This window comes from Oleiphilus sp. HI0132 (assembly GCF_001635845.1).
This window is the reverse complement of the sequence record NZ_LWGJ01001087.1, coordinates 1-7,545: the sequence shown is the minus strand read 5'-3', so window position 1 is coordinate 7,545 and position 7,545 is coordinate 1. Positions and strand designations below refer to the sequence as shown.

Annotated in this window: 7 protein-coding genes and 3 tRNA genes; 8 read left to right on the top strand and 2 right to left on the bottom strand. The window is 44.6% G+C overall.

Annotation, left to right across the window (positions count from 1 at the left end):
• The 8 genes from A3766_RS14145 to A3766_RS14110 all read left to right on the top strand — a co-directional run.
• The coding region (locus A3766_RS14145; protein ID WP_231882904.1) for a hypothetical protein at positions 1 to 873 on the top strand (873 nt) is incomplete at its 5' end.
• 128 nt (positions 874 to 1,001) lie between these two features.
• On the top strand, positions 1,002 to 1,493 hold the full coding sequence (locus A3766_RS14140) for a hypothetical protein (RefSeq protein WP_068515805.1): 492 nt from the start codon (positions 1,002 to 1,004) through the stop codon (positions 1,491 to 1,493).
• Between the two features lie 51 nt (positions 1,494 to 1,544).
• The gene (gene uvrY / locus A3766_RS14135; RefSeq protein WP_068515802.1) at positions 1,545 to 2,183 is read left to right on the top strand and encodes a UvrY/SirA/GacA family response regulator transcription factor; all 639 of its coding nucleotides are present in this window, start codon (positions 1,545 to 1,547) and stop codon (positions 2,181 to 2,183) included.
• Entirely contained in the window at positions 2,164 to 4,044 is a 1,881-nt protein-coding gene (gene uvrC / locus A3766_RS14130) for an excinuclease ABC subunit UvrC (RefSeq protein ID WP_068515799.1), read from the top strand. Before uvrY ends, uvrC begins: the two co-directional genes overlap by 20 nt.
• 32 nt (positions 4,045 to 4,076) lie before the next feature.
• Positions 4,077 to 4,628 (top strand): CDP-diacylglycerol--glycerol-3-phosphate 3-phosphatidyltransferase, encoded by a 552-nt coding sequence (gene pgsA, locus A3766_RS14125; RefSeq protein ID WP_068515797.1) that lies wholly within the window; start codon positions 4,077 to 4,079, stop codon positions 4,626 to 4,628.
• Between the two features lie 202 nt (positions 4,629 to 4,830).
• Positions 4,831 to 4,906: transfer RNA gene (locus tag A3766_RS14120), tRNA-Gly, on the top strand.
• Positions 4,907 to 5,201: 295 nt separating this feature from the next.
• Positions 5,202 to 5,275: transfer RNA gene (locus A3766_RS14115), tRNA-Cys, on the top strand.
• A 39-nt stretch (positions 5,276 to 5,314) separates the two neighbouring features.
• Positions 5,315 to 5,401, top strand: a tRNA-Leu gene (locus tag A3766_RS14110).
• Between the two features lie 246 nt (positions 5,402 to 5,647).
• On the opposite strand, the gene A3766_RS14105 is transcribed toward A3766_RS14110, so the two are convergent.
• Positions 5,648 to 6,076: a thioesterase family protein gene (locus A3766_RS14105; protein WP_068514211.1), complete on the bottom strand. Its 429-nt coding sequence runs from the start codon at positions 6,074 to 6,076 to the stop codon at positions 5,648 to 5,650.
• A 9-nt stretch (positions 6,077 to 6,085) separates the two neighbouring features.
• Complete coding sequence (locus A3766_RS14100; RefSeq protein WP_068642385.1) at positions 6,086 to 7,087, bottom strand: NAD(P)-dependent alcohol dehydrogenase; 1,002 nt, start codon at positions 7,085 to 7,087, stop codon at positions 6,086 to 6,088.
• Positions 7,088 to 7,545 lie beyond the last annotated feature (458 nt).

The following is a 7,545-nucleotide window of genomic DNA, read 5'->3' as shown; positions in this document are numbered from 1 at the left end:
GTCACAGAATCTATGCATCTCGTTGATATCGTTAATCAAAGCGACAGTGTTGAAAACCCCGATGGCGAAGACAAGCTCGGTCAGGCGATGCTTAAGTTTTCATTAGAGCGAGACTGGGGAACGATTGACCTTTTCTGGTTACCGTACTTTCGCGAAAGAACCTTCGTTGGCGAAGATGGTCGCTTATCTGCAAGCCCTTTGCCGGTAAGTAATGATGAAGCAAGCTATGCATCGGGTGCACAAGAATGGCATAGTGACTTTGCTGTCCGTTATTCACATTATGTCGGTGAATTAGAGTTTGCTTTATCTCATTTTTCCGGCACGAGTCGTGAAGCCAGTTTCCGCCCGAATGCTACGTTTTCTGAGTTAGTTCCTCATTATCATCTTATCGATCAGACTGGTATTGAACTTCAATATATTTATGACTCTTGGCTATTAAAGTTTGAAGGTATCACCAATTCCGGCTTTGGTGATGCTCTTGGTAGAAAAGGTCGATATAGCGCCGCAGTATTTGGCTTTGAATATACCCAAGTGGGTATTTTCGAAAGCTCTGCTGATCTGGGGTGGGTGTTGGAATATATGTTTGATGACCGTAAAGAGCACGCAACTCACGCTTTTGAACGAGATATTTTTGCCGGTTGGCGTTATGCCTTTAATGATGAAGACTCCTCTGAAATCCTAACGGGCGTCATTTTTGATCCACGTACTGAGGAATTGATGTTTTCATTCGAGGCGAACAAGCGACTGGCGAGCGATCTTAAGTTGAATATTGAAGCGCGCGTGTTTCACGGTGCCGAAAGTGACGACCAATTGAAAACTTACGGTCTAAGAGATGAAGACTATTTAGAGCTGGAGTTAGTGAAGTACTTCTAAAAGTATGGCTTTTATGCCTGATTTAAATTTATTTATGTTTTTTTGTTGGTAAAACTCGCTATATTGCTGTGATGACATACACTTTTGTTAAGTACTGTGTGAATTGTAATTGAATGTTGAGAAAGGCCATGTCTACATATACTTCATCCCCGAATTCTAGCGTTGAAGGCGGGAGCCGCATAGAGACAACCAATTTTGTGATCGATGCAAAGCACGATATCTTGACGATCGATATGCTTGGAACATGGAATGAGGGGAATACCTTAGACTATGTCGCTAGTTATAAACGTTTGGTTCACCGCTATTTTACCCGAGAGTGGGCTTGTGTGATCAACTTAAAGGGCATGGATATGCTTCTATCCGAGTCGTTTCAAATCGAAACACTAAAGGCGCTTAATGCTTGGTCTTATATTAAAGGAATGAAGGCTATTGCTGTTGTATTTAGTAGCAATAACCGAAGTCACTTGCTCTATCAGTTCGAAGAAATATTCAAGGTTAAGCACCCCTATGCAACGTCGGTATGCTTGAGTGAATTTGAAGCTTCTCAATGGCTTGATTCTCAGGGGTTTAAGATGAAAACCTTGAATTCGTCACCAAAACTAACAAGCATTGCTGTATAATCTCCGCGTTCATTGTCTAACAATTCTAGTTGCTTTCGCGGGTGATTTATTTTGATAAAAGTCTTAGTCGTTGATGATCATGATCTGATTCGTGCAGGTATTGCGCGTATGTTGCTTGATGACGGTGCGATTGAGGTAGTCGGTGAAGCATCTTCTGGTGAAGATGCTTTAAGCAAAGCGCGCGAACATTCCCCTGACGTTGTCTTGATGGACCTCAAAATGCCCGGCATTGGTGGGCTAGAGGCAACACGAAGGCTAAAGCGTCAAAATGAGCAAACAAAAGTCGTAGTTGTAACAGCTTGTATTGATGATCCTTACCCAAGCCACGTTTTAGAATCGGGTGCTTCGGCATATGTTTCGAAGAACAGCCATATTTCTGAGATGATCAAGGCAATCAAGCAAGTTCATAGCGGCGAGCGTTATATTAGCCCTGATATTGCACAGGCTATGGCCTTAGGTAAAGCGAACTCGTCTCCTTTTGACAGTTTGTCTGAGCGAGAACTGCAGATTGCCACGATGATTATGGATTGCCAGAAAGTTCAGAGCATATCAGACAAGCTTTGTCTGAGCCCAAAGACAGTAAATAGTTATCGCTATCGGATATTTGAAAAGCTGGATATCACCAGTGATGTTGAATTGACCTTGCTTGCTGTGCGAAATGGTTTGTTAGATGTCGACCGACCCAATTGATCTGCAAGAATCCTTCTCAGAATCTTCCTCATTTGACTCTAAAAGCTTTTTATCTGGATTGACTACAAGTCCGGGAGTCTACCGTATGTATGGTAGTGACGGAAGCATACTGTATGTTGGTAAGGCAAAGCATCTCAAAAAACGTGTTTCCAGTTATTTTGCTCGTCAGGGTTTGTCTCTTAAGACTCAATCGCTAGTCAGCAAAATCGCTAAAATAGAAGTCACGCTAACCCGTAGCGAGACAGAAGCGCTGATTCTAGAACAGAATCAGATAAAGACCCTTAAGCCCCCGTACAATATTCTCTTGCGAGATGATAAGTCTTACCCCTATATCTATTTGGCAAGCGATAAAGAATACCCTTCATTATCCATGAAAAGGGCGCGTAGCAAAGGGAAGGTTGGACGTTATTTCGGGCCCTTTCCAAGCTCTGGTTCAGTAAAAGAAAGCCTGAACATGCTTGAGAAAATCTTCAAGGTTCGCCAATGTCATGATAGCTATTACAACAACCGCTCTCGCCCTTGTCTTCAGTATCAGATAAAACGCTGCAAAGCTCCGTGTGTCGGTTTGGTTAGTCACGAAGAGTACCTGGAAGATGTTAAAAGTGTTGAGATGTTTCTGCAGGGAAAGAGTCCTGAATTAATCCGTAGGCTTATTTCGCAAATGGAGCAGGCTTCTATAGAGCTTAAGTTCGAAGAGGCCGCAGAGATAAGAGATCAGATTGAGCATCTTCGACATGTTCAGGAAAGCCAGTCTGCCGAGGGTGGGACGCAGAGCCTGGATGTAGTTGTACTCGTAGCAAAAGGCGGCTCGGTTGTAGCATCAATGCTTTATGTGCGTAACGGGCGAATTCTTGGCCATAAGAACTACTTCCCCAAGTTGTCTCTGGAGATGAGCAATAATGAAATGCTGTCGAGCTTTGTCGAGCAATATTATATTGGCCAGAATGAGTCTAGAGATATTCCGGGAGAGATTGTTCTAAACGAATCATTGAGTAATCAGGCATTGATTACCGAAGCCATCGAGCAGGTAGTTGGTAAGAAGGTGAAAATCTCTACCAAGGTGAAACAATTAAAGGCGCAATGGCTTAAGCTAGCGAGCACGAATGCAGAAAATGCCCTGCAAACGCACTTGGCTAATAAAGAAAACATGTTTCATAAGTTCGATGCTCTGGCGGAACTACTGCAGCTTGAGGATCGACCCAAACGCATGGAGTGCTTTGATATTAGCCACAGCTCAGGTGAAAAAACAGTGGGCTCCTGTGTTGTCTTTAATGAGGCGGGGCCAATGAAGTCGGACTATCGGACCTATAATATTGAAGGTATTACCGGAGGGGATGACTACGCTGCAATGCGTCAGACACTGGAAAGGCGCTACAAGGCATTGAAAGATAACCCCGATAAACGACCAGACCTGATTTTAATTGATGGTGGCAAAGGTCAACTAAATCTGGCACTTGAGGTCTTCGACAGGTTAAACTTGTCAGATCTTAATGTAATTGGCGTTGCCAAGGGTGTTACGCGTAAACCCGGCTTTGAAACATTGCTAATACCTGAAAAGGCTGGCCACTTAAAAACGATAGACTGTGCTTCTGATAATCCGGGGTTGCATTTAATTCAGCAAATACGGGACGAAGCCCACCGCTTTGCGATTACCGGGCACCGGAATCGTAGAGATAAGGCAAGGCGTCAATCAACGTTAGAGAATATTGAAGGGGTAGGGGCTAAGAGGCGAAAAGCGTTGCTGCAGTATTTTGGTAGCGTCTCGAATATCAAAAAGGCGTCGACCGAAGAAATAGCAAAAGTATCAGGAATTAGCACGAGTTTGGCAGAGCATATCTATTTGACGCTCCATAGCTCGTAAATAAAGTATTACTAAGGCAGCTAGAAGTTTTCATGAATTTACCAAATATCCTTACCGTTTCCAGAATTGTTCTTATTCCGGTTTTTGTCGTAGCGTATTACTTGCCGATAGAATCGAGTGCCATCTTAGCTGCAGCGTTATTTTTTATTGCAGGTTGTACGGATTATCTTGATGGCTACCTGGCAAGAAAGTGGAACCAGACTACACCCTTTGGTGCTTTTCTTGATCCAGTCGCAGATAAACTGATGGTGGCAATGTCCTTGGCGGTGATAATCGAAAGCTATTACTCTGTCTGGGTGACGATTCCAGCGATGATTATTATTGGGCGTGAAATTGTCGTTTCAGCCTTGCGAGAGTGGATGGCAGAGCAGGGCAAACGTGATAATGTTGCGGTGTCGTTCATCGGTAAGCTAAAAACTATGTGCCAGATGGGCTCCATTATGCTGTTGTTGCTAGGCCCTGAATCTGACTGGTTTTATTGGTCTGGGATTGGCCTTATATACTTCGCATCGATTCTTACGCTATGGTCAATGTACCAATATCTCACAGCATCGTGGGAGCACTTATTCTCTGAAGAGAGTTAGAAGCGGAGTAAGTATTACTGCTTTGGTATAAAAAATAATCGATCTGCTTCTCGGAAAATAGATAGCTGAAAAAAAGTGAATTATTCTCTTAAACATTGCTTGACTCTTAAATCGAATCCGTTAATATATGCGCCACTTCAGCAACACAGGCAACGAAAAGTTGTTTTTTACTAGAGTGTTGCAATGAAATATGAAGTGATCTGCGGGAATAGCTCAGCTGGTAGAGCACAACCTTGCCAAGGTTGGGGTCGCGAGTTCGAATCTCGTTTCCCGCTCCAAATTCTAAAAAACCTCGGATTTATCCGAGGTTTTTTGTTAGTGGACTATAAAGATTTATCGATATAGTTTACGGTGTAGTTTAAAGGCGCGATAGCAAAGCGCTTAGGGCTCTGCCCGATTAACAAGAGTGCACTGGATTGCTGCAATCCTACGGTAGAATTTGAAGCTCTTGTTTAGTACAAGTTTAAAGGCGCGATAGCAAAGCGCTTAGGGCTCTGCCCGATTAACAAGAGTGCACTGGATTGCTGCAATCCTATGGTAGAATTTGAAGCTCTTGTTTAGTACAAGTTTAAAGGCGCGATAGCAAAGCGGTTATGCACTGGATTGCAAATCCACGTAGGCCGGTTCGACTCCGGCTCGCGCCTCCATTTAGCATCCCTTTGGTGTTAAATGTAAAAGCCCCCAAAGCCCGGGTGGCGAAATTGGTAGACGCAACAGACTTAAAATCTGTCGTCCTTCGGGACGTGCCGGTTCGATTCCGGCCCCGGGCACCATACTCATTTCAGTCAGATTCATTCAATTACAGTCAAGTACTGTCAAAGTCCAATATTTACAGTGGCTTAGCGTAGGTTGTCGCCTTTCAGGTACGTTCATATCCGGTCAATTGCGTCAGATTCAGTCATGCTTTACCCCTTGCATATTTTTATTAGGGGGTAAATTGGGGGTAATTCTCAGTTCGATTTAGGAGTTACCCCTTATGCAGAGACGTCGATTACCTGGAAAATTAACTGATGCAGAAATTAGAACACTACAATACTCTGCGGCACTGAAATTGCCTTTCTTTGCTCATAGTCATAGAAAACCACACCGGTCTTTGCCAAGGTAATGATTTTTGGCTTATCTTTGTCATCTGTGGCTTTGCTGACTCGGTAGAGCATTTGGCAGCTTCTATTCGACACCTCCGTGACAGCAATATCAAATACCAATTCATCACCAAAAAAAGCCTCGTCGATATACATGACTTGCAGGTCTGCCAGAATGTAGCCTTGAGCGCTGTCTTCAAGTTCACATATACCTATCGATTCAAAAAAAGCAGCCCTGGCTTCATGAATCATCGAGACTAATTTGTCATGGCCGAGGTGCTTACGGTAATTTACGTCCTGTATCCGAACTGATTGCGACATCGAGAAGTGAGCGTAATCCGGGAAATCGATACTAACTTTGGACATTCTAATTTCCTATTTGCTTAAGACAATTCGGTAATGCGCCTTGCCACTCTCAAGTCTGGCTATCGCTTCATTGACTTGGTCGAACTTGAAGTGCTCAACCTTGGGTTTAATGTCGTGTCGCTTTGCAAATGACAACATATTGCGCAGTGCTTGCGGACTCCCAACAGGAGAGCTAGACACTGAGCGTTGACCGGCCATCAATGAAAATACGTTAAGATCTAAAGGCTCAAGTGTCGCACCGACAAAATGTAGCTTGCCCTTGGGGGCGAGTGTATTGACGTATTGGTTCCATTTGAGTTTCACATTAACGGTGGATAAGACCAAGTCAAACTTGCCGGCCAGAGCGTTGAGTTCGTCAGGGTTTTTGGAGTCAACGGTATAGTGCGCACCAAGCTCTAGGGCTTCAGCTTTTTTAGCTTCAGATGAGGTAAAGGCCCAGACTTCACAGCCCCAGGCACGTAAAAACTGTAGGGCTAAGTGGCCTAGTCCACCAATCCCAATGACGCCAACGGTGTCGATGGGTTTAATGTTGTATTCAACAAGTGGATTGAAAACGGTCACGCCAGCACAAAACAAAGGGGCGGCTGAAGGCTCTTCAAAACCCTCGGGTAAGGCAACGACGCTACTTTCTTCCGCGCGTACCTTGTCAGCAAATCCGCCGTGATGACCGATGATGGTTCCTTGGGCTGAAGCGCAAAGGTTATGGTCGCCGCTATGGCAGGACGAGCAGCTCATGCAGTAGCCAGAGTGCCAGCCTAAGCCGACAGTCTGTCCAATTTGAATCGACTTAACGCGCTTACCGATGGCGTTCACTTTGCCGATCACCTCATGCCCGGGCACAAAAGGGTATTGGGTCATTCCCCATTCGTTGTTGAGCATGCTTAGGTCACTGTGGCAAATGCCGCAGTGCTCGACGGCAATTTCANCTTGGTCGTCTGGTAAATCACCAGGATCGTATTCGAATGGTTTTAGTTCACCACCTGCTTCAAACGCTGCATATGCTTTAATCATGGTAGAAGTCTCCTAAGCCTTGTCGATAGAGTAGTCTAAAAGAAATAGATAGCTGACAGCAAAGCATTCAGCATCATTATCAAAAAGTCAGTGATAAAAATGAATAGCATGACGCCTTTTACTTGCCACACACCTTTGCCGCTTCGATTTTGTACGGCTACCGGCACGTTGAAGGCGAATTGAGGCGTATAGGACGTTTAAAGCACCTTTTCACCCTTCGGATGAAGTAGCATACCCGAAATTGCCGCTCATTTTTATTGCCTAAGCCCCGGAATTTAGCTTCACAGCGCCCAAAGAAGGTCGTATTTTGGTCGATTTGACCGAAAAGTGCCTGGCGAATGGATCTTTAGCCGACAGTTGCCCCACCGGCCTGCCGCAAAGGCTGACAGTACATGGATTGAGAGCTTAGGAGCGTCAATTAAATAAACGAGTCTGCGATGGGCCGAACAGGCTGGGAG

What these genes read in the sequence shown, in the direction of transcription:
- A3766_RS14140 (WP_068515805.1), top strand. Translation starts at nt 1,002, where the DNA reads ATGTCTACATATACTTCATCCCCGAATTCTAGCGTTGAAGGCGGGAGC.
- uvrC (WP_068515799.1), top strand. Translation starts at nt 2,164, where the DNA reads ATGTCGACCGACCCAATTGATCTGCAAGAATCCTTCTCAGAATCTTCC.
- pgsA (WP_068515797.1), top strand. Translation starts at nt 4,077, where the DNA reads ATGAATTTACCAAATATCCTTACCGTTTCCAGAATTGTTCTTATTCCG.
- A3766_RS14105 (WP_068514211.1), bottom strand. Translation starts at nt 6,076, where the DNA reads ATGTCCAAAGTTAGTATCGATTTCCCGGATTACGCTCACTTCTCGATG.